Annotated in this window: 15 protein-coding genes; 8 read left to right on the forward strand and 7 right to left on the reverse strand. The window is 66.4% G+C overall.

What is annotated here, in order from left to right; translation table 11 throughout:
• Positions 1-17: 17 nt before the first annotated feature.
• Positions 18-803 (forward strand): SDR family oxidoreductase, encoded by a 786-nt coding sequence (locus A5744_RS20505; RefSeq protein ID WP_170874548.1) that lies wholly within the window; start codon positions 18-20, stop codon positions 801-803.
• A 25-nt stretch (positions 804-828) separates the two neighbouring features.
• On the forward strand, positions 829-1,734 hold the full coding sequence (locus A5744_RS20510; protein WP_076064195.1) for an SDR family oxidoreductase: 906 nt from the start codon (positions 829-831) through the stop codon (positions 1,732-1,734).
• Here the strand turns inward: A5744_RS20510 and A5744_RS20515 are convergent.
• The 4 genes from A5744_RS20515 to A5744_RS20530 are packed head-to-tail and all read right to left on the reverse strand — an operon-like array spanning position 1,731 to position 4,212.
• Positions 1,731-2,183 carry a nitroreductase family deazaflavin-dependent oxidoreductase gene (locus A5744_RS20515; protein ID WP_076064197.1) on the reverse strand — a complete coding sequence of 151 codons (453 nt, stop codon included), beginning with the start codon at positions 2,181-2,183 and terminating at the stop codon, positions 1,731-1,733. The two genes, A5744_RS20510 and A5744_RS20515, sit on opposite strands and share 4 nt — an antisense overlap.
• Positions 2,184-2,185: 2 nt before the next feature.
• Positions 2,186-2,641, reverse strand: a complete 456-nt coding sequence (locus tag A5744_RS20520; protein WP_076064198.1) for a nitroreductase family deazaflavin-dependent oxidoreductase — start codon at positions 2,639-2,641, stop codon at positions 2,186-2,188.
• A 20-nt stretch (positions 2,642-2,661) separates the two neighbouring features.
• Positions 2,662-3,048: a hypothetical protein gene (locus A5744_RS20525; RefSeq protein ID WP_076064200.1), complete on the reverse strand. Its 387-nt coding sequence runs from the start codon at positions 3,046-3,048 to the stop codon at positions 2,662-2,664.
• Positions 3,049-4,212, reverse strand: a complete 1,164-nt coding sequence (locus tag A5744_RS20530; RefSeq protein ID WP_076064202.1) for a steroid 3-ketoacyl-CoA thiolase — start codon at positions 4,210-4,212, stop codon at positions 3,049-3,051.
• 160 nt (positions 4,213-4,372) lie between these two features.
• Between A5744_RS20530 and A5744_RS20535 the strand changes: the two genes are divergently transcribed.
• From A5744_RS20535 to A5744_RS20560, 6 genes are read left to right on the forward strand one after another with little or no spacing between them, the layout of a single operon-like run.
• A complete protein-coding gene (locus tag A5744_RS20535) occupies positions 4,373-5,626 on the forward strand; it encodes a cytochrome P450 (protein ID WP_076064204.1) in 1,254 nt (417 codons plus the stop codon).
• The gene (locus tag A5744_RS20540; RefSeq protein WP_076064206.1) at positions 5,626-6,639 is read left to right on the forward strand and encodes an acyl-CoA dehydrogenase family protein; all 1,014 of its coding nucleotides are present in this window, start codon (positions 5,626-5,628) and stop codon (positions 6,637-6,639) included. The genes A5744_RS20535 and A5744_RS20540 overlap by 1 nt, the downstream gene beginning before the upstream one ends.
• A complete protein-coding gene (gene fadE29, locus A5744_RS20545) occupies positions 6,630-7,793 on the forward strand; it encodes an acyl-CoA dehydrogenase FadE29 (RefSeq protein ID WP_076064207.1) in 1,164 nt (387 codons plus the stop codon). The genes A5744_RS20540 and fadE29 overlap by 10 nt, the downstream gene beginning before the upstream one ends.
• On the forward strand, positions 7,790-8,743 hold the full coding sequence (locus A5744_RS20550; protein ID WP_076064209.1) for a bifunctional MaoC family dehydratase N-terminal/OB-fold nucleic acid binding domain-containing protein: 954 nt from the start codon (positions 7,790-7,792) through the stop codon (positions 8,741-8,743). The genes fadE29 and A5744_RS20550 overlap by 4 nt, the downstream gene beginning before the upstream one ends.
• Positions 8,740-9,141, forward strand: a complete 402-nt coding sequence (locus tag A5744_RS20555) for a MaoC family dehydratase (protein ID WP_076064344.1) — start codon at positions 8,740-8,742, stop codon at positions 9,139-9,141. Before A5744_RS20550 ends, A5744_RS20555 begins: the two co-directional genes overlap by 4 nt.
• A complete protein-coding gene (locus tag A5744_RS20560) occupies positions 9,141-10,310 on the forward strand; it encodes a lipid-transfer protein (protein ID WP_076064211.1) in 1,170 nt (389 codons plus the stop codon). The genes A5744_RS20555 and A5744_RS20560 overlap by 1 nt, the downstream gene beginning before the upstream one ends.
• 91 nt (positions 10,311-10,401) lie before the next feature.
• Here the strand turns inward: A5744_RS20560 and A5744_RS20565 are convergent, their stop codons facing one another.
• The 3 genes from A5744_RS20565 to A5744_RS20575 all read right to left on the reverse strand — a co-directional run bounded on the left by A5744_RS20565 (position 10,402) and on the right by A5744_RS20575 (position 14,197).
• The gene (locus A5744_RS20565; RefSeq protein WP_076064212.1) at positions 10,402-11,349 is read right to left on the reverse strand and encodes an adenylate/guanylate cyclase domain-containing protein; all 948 of its coding nucleotides are present in this window, start codon (positions 11,347-11,349) and stop codon (positions 10,402-10,404) included.
• 142 nt (positions 11,350-11,491) lie between these two features.
• Entirely contained in the window at positions 11,492-13,255 is a 1,764-nt protein-coding gene (locus tag A5744_RS20570) for a cyclic nucleotide-binding and patatin-like phospholipase domain-containing protein (protein ID WP_076064214.1), read from the reverse strand.
• 81 nt (positions 13,256-13,336) lie between these two features.
• Complete coding sequence (locus tag A5744_RS20575; RefSeq protein WP_076064215.1) at positions 13,337-14,197, reverse strand: MaoC family dehydratase; 861 nt, start codon at positions 14,195-14,197, stop codon at positions 13,337-13,339.

A 14,197-nucleotide genomic window follows, 5' to 3' on the forward strand; every position in this document is an offset into this window, starting at 1 on the left:
CTTGGTACGCTAGCACAGTGACTCACGCCGAAGCAGCCGACGGTATCAACCTAGGGCTGGCCGGGCGGGTGGTGTTGGTCACCGGCGGCGTGCGAGGCGTAGGCGCCGGTATCAGTTCGGTTTTCGCCGAACAGGGCGCCACCGTGATCACCTGCGCGCGCCGCGCCGTCGAGGGCGTGCCCTACGAGTTTCACCCGTGCGACGTGCGCGACGAGGAGGCCGTCAAGTCGCTGATCGACACCATCCTCGACAAACACGGCCAGTTGGACGTGGTCGTCAACAACGCCGGAGGGTCGCCCTACGTGCCGACCGCGGAATCCAGCCCCAAATTCAACCGCAAGATCATCGAGCTCAACCTCATTGGTGCGCTGCTGGTTTCGCAGTTTGCCAACGACAAGATGCAGGACCAGCCGGGGGGCGGATCGATCGTCAACATCTGCAGCCTGTCCGGCCGGCGGCCATCGCCGGGCACCGGCGCATACGGGGCGGCCAAGGCCGGCCTGGAGAGCCTCACGCAGACACTGGCGGTGGAATGGGGACCCAAGGTGCGGGTCAACGCCTGCGTGGTCGGGATGGTGGAAACCGAACAGGCCGACCTGTTCTACGGCGACGCGGAGTCGATCGCCGCGATTTCGAAGAACGTGCCGTTGGGCCGGCTGGCCAAGCCGGTGGATGTCGGTTGGGCCGCAGCGTTTTTGGCCTCGAATGCCGCGTCCTACATCAGCGGCGCCTCGTTGGAGGTGCACGGCGGCGGCGAGCCACCGCACTATCTGGCCACCACGAACGCGAGCTCGATCAAGTAAAGATCCAGTAGAGGAGATAAGGCATATGGGAGTGGTCGACGGCCGAGTCGTCATCGTCACCGGCGCGGGAGGCGGTATCGGGCGCGCGCACGCGCTGGCCTTCGCAGCCGAGGGCGCGCGCGTCGTCGTCAACGACATCGGCGTCGGCCTGGACGGGTCGCCCGCCGGGGGAGGCAGCGCCGCGCAGGGTGTGGTCGACGAGATCACCGCGGCCGGTGGCGAGGCCGTCGCCGACGGATCCAACGTCGCGGACTGGAATCAAGCGGCCGGCCTCATCCGGACCGCCGTCGAAACCTATGGCGGGCTCGACGTTTTGGTGAACAACGCCGGCATCGTGCGCGACCGGATGATGGCCAACACCAGCGAGGAGGAGTTCGACGCCGTCATCGCCGTGCACCTCAAGGGCCACTTCGCAACGATGCGGCACGCGGCGTCGTATTGGCGCGGGCTGTCCAAAGAGGGCAAAACCGTTGACGCACGGATCATTAACACCAGTTCGGGTGCCGGCCTGCAGGGCAGCGTCGGGCAGGGCAACTACAGCGCCGCCAAGGCCGGTATCGCGGCGATGACGTTGGTCGGCGCCGCCGAGATGGGTCGCTACGGCGTGACCGTCAACGCCATCGCACCGTCGGCCCGCACCCGCATGACCGAGACCGTCTTCGCCGAGATGATGGCGACGCAGGACCAGGATTTCGACGCCATGGCGCCGGAGAACGTCTCGCCACTGGTCGTCTGGTTGGGCAGCGCCGAATCACGCGACGTGACCGGGAAGGTGTTCGAGGTCGAGGGCGGCAAGATCCGCGTCGCCGAGGGCTGGGCACACGGACCGCAGATCGACAAGGGCGCGAGATGGGAGCCCGCCGAGCTGGGGCCGGTGGTGGCCGACCTGCTGGCCAAGGCGCGGCCGCCGGTCCCCGTTTACGGCGCCTAGCGCGGTTCGCACACCACCAACGGAATCACCCGGTCCGCGGCCTCGCGGTACTTCCGGTAGGGCGGATACATCCGCATCAAGGGCGGCCAGTAGCGGTCGCGTTCGGAGTCCGTTGCGTCCCGGGCGACCAGGTCCAGGCGTTCACCGCGAATCTGCACCTGCACCTCGGGGTCTTCTTTCAGGTTGCGGTACCACAACGGGTGCTCGTCGCGCCCAACGAACGACGCCGGCAGGATCACCCGATCACCGTCGCGCAGGTACAGCGTCGCGGTGGTTCGCGGCTCGCTGGACGCGCGGCCGGTCGTCGTCAGCAGCGCCGCCGGAAGCCACAACAGCTTCGCGCCGATCCTGCCGCCAGTCCTGCGATATACCCAAATATGGGCACGCGCAAAGTATTTGAGCAACAGCGCGACCGGGCGGGAATTGCGGATCCGGTGTCGGCTCGGCAACGCTAGGGGTCGCAGATGACGATCGGGATGGTCCGGTCGGTCCAGGACTGGTAATCGTCGTAGGACGGATACATGTCGACCAATTTGGGCCAGTACTTGGCGCGCTCTTCGTCGGTGGCATCCCGCGCCGTCAGGTCGAGCACCTCTTTTTTGATCTGCACCTGAACCTTGGGGTTGGCCTTCAGGTTGAGGTACCACATCGGGTTTTTCGCGGAGCCGCCCTTGGACGCCGCGACCACCACCCGGTCACCGTCGCGCAGAAAGTACAGCGGGCTCACGCGCGGCTCGCCGGTCTTGCGGCCAGTGGTGGTCAGCAGGGCGACCGGAATCTTCTGGAATGTCCCGCCAAGGCCCTCTCCGCCGTTGCGGCGGTACATGAATGTATTGAGGCGCGACATCCACTTGATCAGGAAGTCGGTGTAGGGCGTATTCAGAAACCGCGGCGGTGATTTTGGCATGACGTCATCCTAGAGACCCGTTAGCGCTTGATGAATGGGTGGAAGCGAACCCTGACGTGCTGTATTTCGGCGCGGCCGCTAGCGCTTTCGGCGGGGATCACGAACGTTTCGTCAACCCGGGCAGCGAGCCGCCTGCGGCCGAAGCCCGCCTTGGTCACCACGTCGTACGCCGCGTGCACCTCGTCGCCGGTGATGCGGTAATCCGGCGGCGTGGTGTCGGCGATGACCCAATACTGCGGACCGCGATTCAGGCTGCGCCGCAGGTGATTCCCGGAGAATCCGTTCTTCACTCCCTGCTCGATGCGGGTGCAGCGAGCGGCGAACGGAACACTGTCGCCGTCATGGCTGACGAGCGCGTCGATGTACGCCTGCGCCGCGGCGATGCGGCTTTCCTCGGAGACAACCACCTAGATGCGTTCGATGATCGTGCCGGTGGACAGGGCGCCCCCGGCGCACATCGTGATCAGGGCCGTGCTCTGATCGGTGCGTTCCAGTTCGTGCAGTGCCGTGGTGATCAGCCGGCTGCCGGTGCTGCCGACCGGATGTCCGAGCGCGATCGCGCCGCCGTTCACGTTCACCCTGGCCATGTCGGGCTCGTGGACCCGCGCCCAGGACAGCACCACCGAGGCGAACGCCTCGTTGATCTCGGTGAGGTCGATGTCGCCGATCTTCATGCCGGCCTTCTCCAGCACCTTTGCCGTCGACTGCACCGGTCCGTCCAGGTGGTAGTAGGGCTCGGCGCCGACGAGCGCCTGGCTGACGATCCGGGCACGTGGCCGCAGCCCGAGCGCCTTGGCTTTGTCCTCGTCCATCCACAACACCGCGGCCGCACCGTCGGAAATCTGCGACGAGGTGCCCGCCGTGTGGATCCCGCCCTCGATGACCGGCTTGAGCTGGCTCAGGCCCTCGAGGGTGGTGTCGCGCAGGCCCTGGTCCCGGGAGACCATGTGGCGGTCGCTGGTGGGCTGCTTTTGCTCGTCGAGGACCGGTGCCTCGATCGGCGAGATTTCTCGGTCGAAGCGGCCCTCCTCCCAGGCCCGCTTGGCGCGCAGTTGCGACTCGAACCCCCACGCGTCGATGTCCTCGCGGGTGATGCCGCGGCGCTTGGCGATCCGCTCGGCGGCGGTGAACTGGTCGGGCAGATCGATGTCCCACGACGCGGGCCGCAGGATGGTCCGGTCCGGACCCGCATTGGCGCCCAGGCCGACGCGGCTCATGGCCTCGATTCCGCACGCGATGCCGATGTCGATGGCGCCCGCGGCGATCAGGCCCGCGACGAGGCCGTTGGCCTGCTGGCTGCTGCCGCACTGGCAGTCCACGGTGGTGGCGCCGACGTGCTCCGGCAGGCCGGCGACGAGCCAGCTCACCCGCGTGATGTTGTTGGACTGCTCGCCGAACTGCGTGACGCAACCGCCGACGACCTGCTCGACGTCGCCGGCGTCGATGCCGGCCTTTTCAACCAGGGCCTTTTGCACCGCGCCCAGCAGCTCGGTGGCGTGCAGTCCTGACAGCCATCCGTTGCGCTTGCCGATCGGGCTGCGGGTGGCTTCAACGATTACCGGGTTACCCATGGGGTCAGGCTAGAACACGTTTCATTACTCTGACAAGCGAGGATGCTTGGGCGCCTTTTGTCTGCGGTGGAGGCATGTTTTACTGGCACCAGAGCATCACTAGGACAGCTAGTGTCCTGGGATCGCAGGTCATCGAGGACTGCAGTGAAGGAGAATTAGCGTGCCCAGCCCCAATCTTCCGCCCGGGTGGGATTTCACCGACCCCGACGTCTACGCCGAGCGGATTCCGGTCGAGGAATTTGCCGAGTTGCGGGCAACTGCGCCCATCTGGTGGAACGAACAAGCGCCCGGTACCGGCGGCGGGTTCCACGACGGCGGCTATTGGGCGATCTCCAAGCTCAACGACGTCAAGGAAGTGTCGCGGCGCAGTGACGTCTTCTCCAGCTTCGAAAACTGCGTGATCCCGCGGTTCCAGAACGACATTCCGCGCGAGAACATCGACATGCAGCGGGCGGTCCTGCTCAACATGGACGCGCCGCACCACACCCGGCTGCGCAAGATCATCTCCCGTGGCTTCACGCCGCGCGCGGTCGGACGCCTCGAGGCCGAACTCAGGGAACGCGCCCAGAAAATCGCCAAGACCGCGGCGGCCGCGGGGTCGGGTGACTTCGTCGAGCAGGTGTCCTGCGAGCTGCCGCTCCAGGCGATCGCCGGCTTGCTCGGCGTGCCACAGGACGACCGCGACAAGATCTTCCGGTGGTCGAACGAGATGACCGGCAACGATGATCCGGAGTACGCGGACATCGACCCGCAGATGTCGTCGTTCGAGTTGATTTCGTACGCGATGAAGATGGCCGAGGAAAAGGGACGCAATCCCGGCGACGACATCGTGACTCAACTGATCGAGGCCGACATCGACGGGGAGAAGCTCTCCGACGACGAATTCGGCTTCTTCGTGGTGATGCTCGCGGTGGCAGGCAACGAGACCACCCGCAACTCCATCACCCAGGGGATGATGGCGTTCGCCGAATTCCCCGACCAGTGGGAGCTTTACAAGAAGGAGCGCCCGGAGACCGCCGCCGACGAGATCGTGCGGTGGGCCACCCCGGTGACCTGCTTCCAGCGCACCGCGCTCGAGGACTACGAGCTGTCGGGCGTGCAGATCAAAAAAGGCCAGCGGGTGCTCATGTTCTACCGTTCGGCCAACTTCGACGAAGAGGTCTTCGAGGACCCGTTCACCTTCAACATCCTGCGGAATCCCAACCCGCACGTCGGTTTTGGCGGCACCGGTGCGCACTACTGCATCGGCGCCAACCTGGCCAAGATGACCATCAACCTGATCTTCAACGCGGTGGCGGACCACATGCCCGACCTGAAGCCGATCTCGGCGCCCGAGCGACTGCGGTCGGGCTGGCTCAACGGCATCAAGCATTGGCAGGTCGACTACACCGGCAAGTGCCCGGTGAATCACTGATGGACTTCGACCTCAGCGCCGAGCAAAACGCGGTCGCCGACGTCGTCACGTCGGTGCTCGACCGCGAGATCTCGTGGAGCGCTTTGGTTGACGGCGGCGTGACGGCGTTGCCGGTGCCGGAACGGCTGGGCGGCGACGGCGTGGGTCTGCCCGAGGTCGCGACGGTGCTCACCGAAGTCGGCCGCCGTGGCGCCATCACCCCGGCGCTGGCCACGCTGGGCCTCGGCGTGGTGCCGCTGCTCGACCTGGCGTCCGACGAACAGCAGGACCGTTTCCTTGCCGGAGTCGCCAAGGGCGGCGTGTTGACCGCGGCGCTGAACGAACCCGGCGCGGCGCTGCCCGACCGGCCGGCCACCACCTTCGTTCATGGGGGGTTGTCGGGCACCAAAGTCGGTGTGGCCCATGCCGAACAGGCGGACTGGATCATGGTGACGTCCGACAGCGCGGTCGTCCTGGTGTCGCCGAAGGCGGACGGGGTGCGGCTGGTTCGCACGCCGACGTCGAACGGTTCGGACGAGTACACGGTCACGTTCGCCGACGTCGCCGTTCCCGACGGCGACATTCTGGCGGGCGCGACGGCGCGCCGAGTCAATCAGCTGGCGTTGGCCGCGATCGGCGCATACGCCGACGGGCTGGTCGCCGGGGCGCTGCGGCTCACCGCCGACTACGTGGCCAACCGCAAGCAGTTCGGCAAGCCGCTGTCCACCTTCCAGACGGTGGCGGCGCAGCTGTCCGAGGTCTATATCGCCTCGCGCACTATAGATTTGGCCGCCAAGTCGGTGGTCTGGCGACTGTCCGAAGGCCGCGACGCCGACGACGACCTCGACGTGCTCGGTTATTGGATCGCGTCGCAGGCGCCGCCGGTGATGCAGACGTGTCATCACCTGCACGGCGGGATGGGGATGGACATCACGTACCCGATGCACCGCTACTACTCGACGATCAAGGACCTGGCACGGCTACTGGGCGGACCTTCTCATCGCCTCGACTTGGTGGGAGCGCAATGTTCATAGACCTCACGCCCGAGCAGCGTCAGCTGCAAGCGGAACTACGGGAATACTTTTCGACCCTGATCTCGTCCGACGAGATGAAGGCGATGGAGCAGGACCGGCACAACGAGGCCTATCGCGCCGTGATCCGGCGAATGGGCAAGGACCGCAAGCTCGGGGTCGGATGGCCAAAGGAGTTCGGGGGCTTGGGCTTTGGCCCGATCGAGCAGTCGATTTTCGTCAACGAGGCGCACCGGGCCGACGTGCCGCTGCCGGCGGTGACGTTGCAGACCGTAGGGCCGACACTGCAGGTCTTCGGCAACGAGATGCAGAAGAAGAAGTTCCTGCCCGCGATCCTGGCCGGCGAGGTCCACTTCGCGATCGGCTATACCGAACCCGAGGCGGGAACCGACCTGGCTTCCCTGCGGACCACGGCCGTCCGCCACGGTGACGAGTACATCGTCAACGGCCAGAAGATCTTCACCACCGGCGCGCACGATGCCGACTACATCTGGCTGGCGTGCCGCACCGATCCGGAAGCCGTTAAGCACAAAGGCATTTCGATCCTCATCGTCGACACGAAGGATCCCGGCTACTCCTGGACGCCGATCATCCTGTCCGACGGTGCCCACCACACGAACGCCACGTACTACAACGACGTGCGGGTGCCCGCCGACATGCTGGTCGGCGAGGAGAACGGCGGATGGCGGCTGATCACCACGCAGCTCAACAACGAGCGGGTGATGCTCGGCCCGGCGGGCCGGGTAGCCGGTATCTACGACCGCGTGCACGCCTGGGCTTCGAAGCCCGGAAGCGACGGTGTTACGCCGATCGATCACCAGGACGTCAAGCGGGCGCTCGGCGAGATCCACGCGATGTGGCGGATCAACGAGTTGCTCAACTGGCAGGTGGCAGCCGCAGGCGAGGACATCAACGTGGCCGACGCCGCGTCGACGAAAGTCTTTGGTACCGAGCGCATTCAGTACATCGGCCGGCTCGCCGAGGAGATCGTCGGCAAGTACGGCAACCCCGCGGACTCCGACACGGCCGACCTGCTCAACTGGCTGGACTCGCAAACCAAGCGCAACCTGGTGATCACCTTCGGTGGAGGCGTCAACGAAGTCATGCGTGAGATGATCGCGGCCGCTGGCCTCAAGGTGCCGAGGGTGCCCAGATGACCGATATCCAGGAAGCCGTCGCGCAGATCAAGGCCGCCGGCAGCAGTAAACCGCGCGCGGCCCGCGATCCGGTGAATCAGCCGACGATCAACAACTGGGTGGAGGCACTGGGCGACCGCAACCCGATCTACACCGACGAGGCCGCGGCCCGGGCCGCCGGTCACCCGGGAATTGTCGCACCGCCGGCAATGATTCAAGTCTGGACGATGTTCGGCCTGGGCGGCGAACGTCCGAAGGACGATCCGCTCGGCCCGATCATGCAACTGTTCGACGACAACGGCTACATCGGTGTGGTGGCCACCAACTGCGAGCAGACCTATCACCGCTATCTCCAGCCCGGCGAGGAAGTCAGCATCACCTCTGAGATGGGTGACGTGGTCGGGCCCAAGCAGACCGCGCTGGGCGAAGGTTTCTTCGTCAACCAGCACATCATCTGGCGGGTCGGCGACGAGGACGTCGCCGAGATGAACTGGCGCATCCTCAAATTCAAGCCGCGCGAGTCGTCGGAGTCCTCCGGCTCGGTGCCTGACGACCTCGATCCCGACACCATGATGCGCCCCTCGATGTCGCGGGACACCGCATTCTTCTGGGAGGGCGTCAAGGCGCACGAGCTGCGGATCCAGCGCCGGCCGGACGGCAGCCTGCAGCACCCGCCGGTGCCCGCGGTGTGGCAGGACAAGGCCGAGCCGATCGACTACGTGGTGGCCAGCGGTAAGGGCACCGTATTCAGTTTCGTCGTGCACCACGCGCCGAAGGTGCCGGGCCGCACGCTGCCGTTCGTCATCGCCCTCGTCGAGTTGGAGGAAGGCGTGCGGATGCTGGGCGAGCTGCGCGGCGCCGACCCGGCCGCGGTGGCGATCGGAATGCCCGTTCGCGCAACCTATATCGACTTCCCGGCCGGTGAGACGGGGCCGGAGTGGACCCTCTACGCGTGGGAGCCCGCGGCATGAGTGCACCGGTGATTGAGGTGGGCACGAAGCTGCCCGAGCTGAAGCTACACGGCGATCCGACGTTCATCATCTCGACGGCCCTGGCCACCCGCGACTTCCAGGACGTGCACCACGACCGCGACAAGGCGCAGGCCAAGGGCTCGAAGGACATCTTCGTCAACATCCTCACCGACACCGGGCTGGTGCAGCGCTACGTCACCGACTGGGCGGGGCCGTCGGCGCTGATCAAGTCGATCGGACTGCGACTGGGCGTGCCGTGGTACGCCTACGACACCGTGACATTCTCCGGTGAGGTGACCGCCGTGGACGACGGCCTGATCACCGTAAAGGTGGTGGGCAGCAACAGCCTTGGCGACCACGTCGTCGCCACAGCCACGCTCACGATGGGGGACGCCTAGTGTTGTCGGGTAAAGCTGCGATCGTCGGCATCGGGGCCACCGACTTCTCGAAGGACTCCGGCCGAAGCGAGCTGCGCCTGGCCGCCGAGGCGGTGCAGGACGCCCTCGATGATGCCGGCCTGAGCCCGGCCGACGTCGACGGGCTGACCACGTTCACGATGGACACCAACACCGAAATCGCCGTCGCGCGTGCGGTCGGCATCGGCGAGCTGAAGTTCTTCTCCAAGGTCCACTACGGCGGCGGAGCCGCGTGCGCGACCATCCAGCACGCGGCGATGGCCGTCGCGACCGGAGTGGCCGATGTCGTGGTGGCGTATCGGGCATTCAACGAGCGCTCCGGCATGCGGTTCGGCCAGGTTCAGTCGCGGTTGGTGGGTGACGCTGGCGCCCAAGCCGATTCGACGACGGCGGACAATTCCTTCTCCTATCCCCACGGGCTGTCCACGCCGGCCGCGCAGGTGGCGATGATCGCCCAGCGGTACATGCATCTGTCCGGCGCGACCAGCCGGGACTTCGGCGTCATCTCGGTGGCCGACCGCAAGCACGCGGCCAACAATCCCAAGGCCTACTTCTACGAGAAGCCGATAACCATTGAGGACCACCAGAATTCGCGGTGGATCGCCGAGCCGTTGCGGCTGCTGGACTGCTGCCAGGAAACCGATGGCGCGGTGGCGATCGTTGTGACGTCCGCGGAGCGTGCGCGGGACCTCAAGCAGCGGCCGGCCGTCATCGAGGCGGCGTCGCAGGGTTCCAGCCCGGACCAGTACACGATGGTGAGCTACTACCGCCCGGAGCTGGGTCTGCCCGAGATGGGTCTGGTTGGCCGGCAGTTGTGGCAGCAGTCCGGGCTCAAGCCGTCGGATATCCAGACCGCTGTCTTGTACGACCACTTCACCCCGTTCACCCTGATTCAGTTGGAGGAGTTGGGGTTCTGCGGCAAGGGTGAAGCGAAGGACTTCATCGCCGGCGGTGCCGTCGAGGTCGGCGGCCGGCTGCCCATCAACACGCATGGCGGCCAGCTCGGTGAGGCCTACATCCATGGGATGAACGGCATCGCCGAGGGTGTGCGGCAGTTGCGCGGCACCTCCGTGAACCCGGTGCCCGACGTCGAGCACGTGTTGGTCACCGCGGGGACGGGCGTCCCGACGTCGGGCCTCATCCTCGGCTAGCTTTCTCGGTGCCGAATGTGCGGCCAGCCGCACGTTCGTGGTTGAGCGTGCGTCCAGCCGCACGTTCGGCGCAAGGGGAGGCAGCGGCCGGCTAGCAGCGGCCGACAACCGGGAACACTGTCTCGGTCCCGCGTCGGCCCTTGATCTCCACCTGCTGGGAGTGGCCCCAGACGTATTGCGCCTCGACGGCGGCATGCACGCCGGCGCTAACCATCACGTCCGCATACCCGGCGCGCCCGGCAATGCCTGCCAGCCGGAACGCCACGTTGGTCGCGTCGCCGATGACGGCCGTGACCGTTCTGGTCATCGCCGCGATCGCGGCCCGGCCCTGCACCACGCCCCAGCCCATGCGGATCGGCGAGCCGTCCGGCGCCCGCAGCGGCAGCGACGGCCCGAGTTCCTCGACCCTCCGGTTCGCGGCGAGCGCGAAGTCGATCGCGAGCTCGTTGGCCGCGGGAATCGTCCGCAGTTCCCAGACCGCGTACAGCGCATCGCCGGCGTAATGGTTGAGCGTGCCGCGGTGGGCACGCAGGACGCGGCCGAGTTCGTGCCAAAGGTAGTTCAGGCTCCGGGCGATCACCTGGTTGTCGGTGACTTCGGAGATCGTCGAGTAGTTGGTGATATCCCCGACCACCATCACCATGGTCTCCTCGACGATCCGCGTCAGGGTCGGGCTGGTGTTGGTCACCCCGACGGCATTGAACCGGTCCGATCGGAAGGTGAGTACGACGTCGCCCACCGAGATCCGGTCGTCGGGCTTGATCGGGACCTGTACGGCGCGCTCGAGCGGCATGCCGTTGAGCAACGTCCCGTTGGTGCTGGTGTCGATGAGGTAAGCCCGGTCGGTGGTGACGTCCAAGCGAATCTCGAGGTGGTTACGCGAGATGTTCGGGTCGGGGATAACAAGTCGGCGTTGTTCGTCGATCCCGGCGCACTGGCGGCCGACGAACAGTTGATCGAAAATCGGCACGCTCACGTCGGCGCCGTTTATGCGCATGTCGAGATGGGCCTGTGGCTTGTCCCACCAATCGGAGCGCATCGCTTACCAACCTAGCCGCGCTGGAACGGCCGCGTGCCGTGTCGCGAGCGAGACCGCGTGTTGTCTGCCCCGCCCGGCTTGACGACCTAGTGCACACACGAAGCGTCCGCCATCTGAAGAGCCGTTTGCTGCAGAGGTAATGCTACAAGCTCGAGGAGACGAGCCCAGGCTGTGCTTCCAGGGCCGCCCGGGTTGCGATCCGGCCGGCATCGAGGGCGGCATCGATGTTTTTGAAGTCCAACGGGCCGATCGCCGAGACGTCCGGCTCGATGATCGCCGCAACCCGGGGAAGCTCGCGCAGGTTTCCCTTCGGGGCGGCGAGTTCGACGCTGCGCAGCAAGGTCTCCTGCAGCGGTGGCAGGGCCGCATCGGTGCCGGTCAGCAGCCGCCGGACGAACGCGGGAGGCTGCAGCATTGCCGGCAGCGGACCAAAGCCCTTCGATGGCACATACGTTGTCCGTAGGTCGACGCAGATGACTTCGCCATCCGGGTCGGCGCACATGATGTCGGCCGGCAGAATGTTCATCAGTCCACCGTCGACCAGGAGCTGCTCGCGCTGTTGCACCGGCGGCAGCAGACCGGGTATCGAGATCGATGCCCGGACGGCGACCCACAGCAGCCCACGCTGATGAATGACCTGATCGCCCGTGATCATGTCCGTGGAGACGGAGAAAAACTCCCTCGGCAGGTGCTCGATCAACGTGGTGCTGCCGAAGAACCCTTCGATCAGACGGTCGACGCGCCGACCCCGGGTAAGGGCTATCGCCGGGATCGTGTAGTCGCTGACTGGCCTGGTTTCCGCGATGTGCTCTCGCGCCGCGGCGGTCGCCTCTCGGGCGTCGATCCCCAGCGCGAAGGTTGCCGCGGCGAGGGCACCGGCGCTCGTTCCGCCGAACCTGTCGATGACGATGCCCGCCCGGGTGAGCTCCTCGTAGACGCCGTAATGCGCGAGCCCCCGAGCGCCACCACCGCCGAGCACCAGACCCAACGATCGGCCGGCGATCCTGCGGGCCAGGGCACCGATTCCGCCGTCGTCGGCCCGGTGATGAGAGACCGGTTGCAGCAGGTCCCACCAGCTGGGATCGGGCACCACGTCGCGCGTGACCAGGTGGACGGGCTTTTGCGTAACGGGTGGATCGAGCGCTTCCGGCGGACGGGCCTGATCCGCAAGGACCACGAGTCGGTCGCTTTGCGCGACGACATATCGTCGCCAGTTGTCGCCCGAGCCTCGATCGGCCACCAGCAAGACCCAATCGTTGCTGCGCTCCATCCGGTCAACGGTCTCGCTGAACGCTTCGACGAGCTCGCCGTAGTGATTGGCCGCGGCCGTCGTGTCGACGGGCGGCGCGACCACCGCGGCCTCACCGTGCGGGCCCAGGCGAGTCACGATCGTGTCGACGATCGGCGCCGCGGGCACATCCCCGGTCGACAGCACGCCGACCACCCGGCGACCCCGAGAGACGTTGGCAGATCGTGATTCCCGAAGCATCCCCGCCATCGCCCGGAACATCGCGTATTGCAGTGACGGAGCCTTCGCGAGTACCTCGGTGAACGTGTCGGCGGCGATCTTCCAGACGACGCCGTCCCGAAGGGCGCGTATTCCGGCCGATCGAGCGGCGCCGGTGATCACGCCCAGGTCTCCGACCGACTCGCCGGCCGCCATCTCACGAAATACCTGTCCATCAGGACCGACCGCCGCGAATCGCCCCGAGGCGATGACATAGAAGGCGTCGGGCGGGTCTCCCATGCGAAACAGCCACTCGTTCGCGGGAATGTACTGGCGAGCTACGGCGCTCGAGAGTCGATCGAGTTGCTCGTCCTCGATCTCAGCGAATATCGGAATACTCCGCAGTGCGGTTCGCTCATCGACCGCATGCGGTACGGGTGACTCCCGTTCGGGGCTCATGAGGTACTGCTATTGGTGTCCCGGCCCCAGGGCGGAAAGCATGTTCCGCAGTTTAGCGGTAGTTTGCTGCGCGCAAAGGCGCTATGCGGGCAGAAGTTCGACGCCGCTCAGCACGACGGCGTCGTCACGCGATGGCGCGACGACGCTGGCCAGGAATCGGCCGTTCTCCTTCCAGATGCCGACCCTGAGCGTTTCGCCGGGGAACGCCACACCGGCGAAACGCGCGCCGTAGGCGGCCACCGCCCCGGCATCGCCGTCCAGCAGTGCGTCGGTGATCGCCTTGCAGGTCATGCCGTAGGTGCACAGGCCGTGCAGGATGGGCCGGGAAAAGCCTGCGGCGGCGGCGAATTCCGGATCCGAGTGCAGCGGATTGCGATCGCCGCACAACCGGTAGAGCAGCGCCTGCTGCGGCAGGATCGGCATGTCGACCTCCAGGTCGGGGGCGCGGTCCGGCGCCGCGTCAGCCGAAGACGGCCCGCGTTCCCCGCCGAATCCGCCCTCGCCGCGGGCGAAGATCGATCGCTTCTGAGTCCACAGCAGGGTGCCGTCGGGCGCGCTGACCGTCGTCTCGCTCCAAATCACCGCGGCCTTGCCCTTGTCCCAGATGTCGGTGAACCGCGTGACGGCGCGCGCGGAACCCGACGGCGGCAGTGGCCCGGGCACTTCCACCCGCTCGCTGGCGTGCAGTACCTTGCCCAGCTCGATGTCGATGCCGGGAAACTTCACCGTCGGTGGTTTGGTGGCGTGAAACGTCGCGGCCACGTTGCCGAACGTCGGTAGCACCTGGGGCGTGTCGTCCATCAGGTAGCGAAGCTCGCGGGGGTCCATCGGGTCGGCGCCGGCGCCCAGCCCGAGGTGGTAAAGCTGGATATCGCTACTGACCCAAGAGAATTCGATCGGGTCCAGCTCCGCCGCCAGCGCGACGTCCACGTCAATCGGCAT

The sequence above is a fragment of the Mycobacterium sp. IS-1264 genome (assembly GCF_001954195.1).
In the GTDB taxonomy this organism is placed as follows: domain Bacteria; phylum Actinomycetota; class Actinomycetes; order Mycobacteriales; family Mycobacteriaceae; genus Mycobacterium.

Bases quoted from the DNA above. Each gene is read 5' to 3' on its own strand.
- A5744_RS20520 (WP_076064198.1), bottom strand. From the start codon at position 2,641: ATGCCAAAATCACCGCCGCGGTTTCTGAATACGCCCTACACCGACTTC.
- A5744_RS20530 (WP_076064202.1), bottom strand. From the start codon at position 4,212: ATGGGTAACCCGGTAATCGTTGAAGCCACCCGCAGCCCGATCGGCAAG.
- A5744_RS20555 (WP_076064344.1), top strand. From the start codon at position 8,740: ATGAGTGCACCGGTGATTGAGGTGGGCACGAAGCTGCCCGAGCTGAAG.
- A5744_RS20570 (WP_076064214.1), bottom strand. From the start codon at position 13,255: ATGAGCCCCGAACGGGAGTCACCCGTACCGCATGCGGTCGATGAGCGA.
- fadE29 (WP_076064207.1), top strand. From the start codon at position 6,630: ATGTTCATAGACCTCACGCCCGAGCAGCGTCAGCTGCAAGCGGAACTA.
- A5744_RS20550 (WP_076064209.1), top strand. From the start codon at position 7,790: ATGACCGATATCCAGGAAGCCGTCGCGCAGATCAAGGCCGCCGGCAGC.
- A5744_RS20510 (WP_076064195.1), top strand. From the start codon at position 829: ATGGGAGTGGTCGACGGCCGAGTCGTCATCGTCACCGGCGCGGGAGGC.
- A5744_RS20565 (WP_076064212.1), bottom strand. From the start codon at position 11,349: ATGCGCTCCGATTGGTGGGACAAGCCACAGGCCCATCTCGACATGCGC.
- A5744_RS20540 (WP_076064206.1), top strand. From the start codon at position 5,626: ATGGACTTCGACCTCAGCGCCGAGCAAAACGCGGTCGCCGACGTCGTC.
- A5744_RS20575 (WP_076064215.1), bottom strand. From the start codon at position 14,197: ATGCCGATTGACGTGGACGTCGCGCTGGCGGCGGAGCTGGACCCGATC.